The organism is Falsirhodobacter sp. alg1 (assembly GCF_000739715.2).
Classification (GTDB): domain Bacteria; phylum Pseudomonadota; class Alphaproteobacteria; order Rhodobacterales; family Rhodobacteraceae; genus Falsirhodobacter.
The window spans coordinates 1-779 of record NZ_BBJC02000055.1 but is presented as its reverse complement, the minus strand read 5'-3'; the positions used below and the strand labels follow the sequence as shown (position 1 = coordinate 779).

The window sequence follows — 779 nt, the reverse complement described above, 5'->3', positions numbered from 1 at the left end:
GGGCACCAAGATGGCCTTTGCAGGTCTGCCGCGCGAAGAAGATCGCAAGGCCATTATCGCCTATCTTGAAACGGTGCCGTAGTTTTTCCTTGCCCCCGTCTCACGTAATCGCAACTTGAGGCCGGACGGTGGTGCGGTTTACCATCGGACGGAATGAATTGGAGGATAACCGTATATGTCGCCGTCGCGGATCTGGAAATCCCGCGCTTCGAACATGCCCGAAGGTTCGGTCAGGTCCAGAACATAGGCCACACGTTGGGGGCCGGCAAAGTCCGTGCGACCGGTCAGGCTGCGTACCGTGGATTCATCCTCATCACGGAACACGAATACGCCCTTGGGGTCGGCAAGGTTGGTTTGAAGGCCACCGACCTGCGCAATCGCCTCCAGTGCGGAAAGCTGTGGCTTCTCGAAATGAACAACCGACTGACCTGTAGCACCCAGCGACATGAATGTCCGGCGGTCACGCTCTACGGAAATCACATCGCCGTTGCGCAGGGCAATATCGAGAGAGGGGTTTGTCAGATCGGACATGATCAGAAAGCGTTTTATCAATGCATCAACCTTGTCAGAATTGGCAAAGTCGGAAATGGAGGAACTGCCGAACAGGGATTTTGCCTTTGCCTTCATGACAGTCAGCTGTTGATCCAGATCGATCGAGGCAAAGGATGTCGGCAGCCCAAAGGCTGTCTGGAACACGCTTCGCAAGGATTCCGAACCCAGAATCTTGAACCACTTGGTATCGTCGCTGCTGCTTGATGCAGCCAGCGTCCCGAGCTCTC

Annotated in this window: 1 protein-coding gene; it reads right to left on the bottom strand. The window is 55.5% G+C overall.

What is annotated here, in order from left to right; all coding sequences use genetic code 11:
* Positions 1-138: 138 nt before the first annotated feature.
* The coding region (locus TR36_RS14135; protein WP_045394018.1) for a DUF1217 domain-containing protein at positions 139-779 on the bottom strand (641 nt) is incomplete at its 5' end.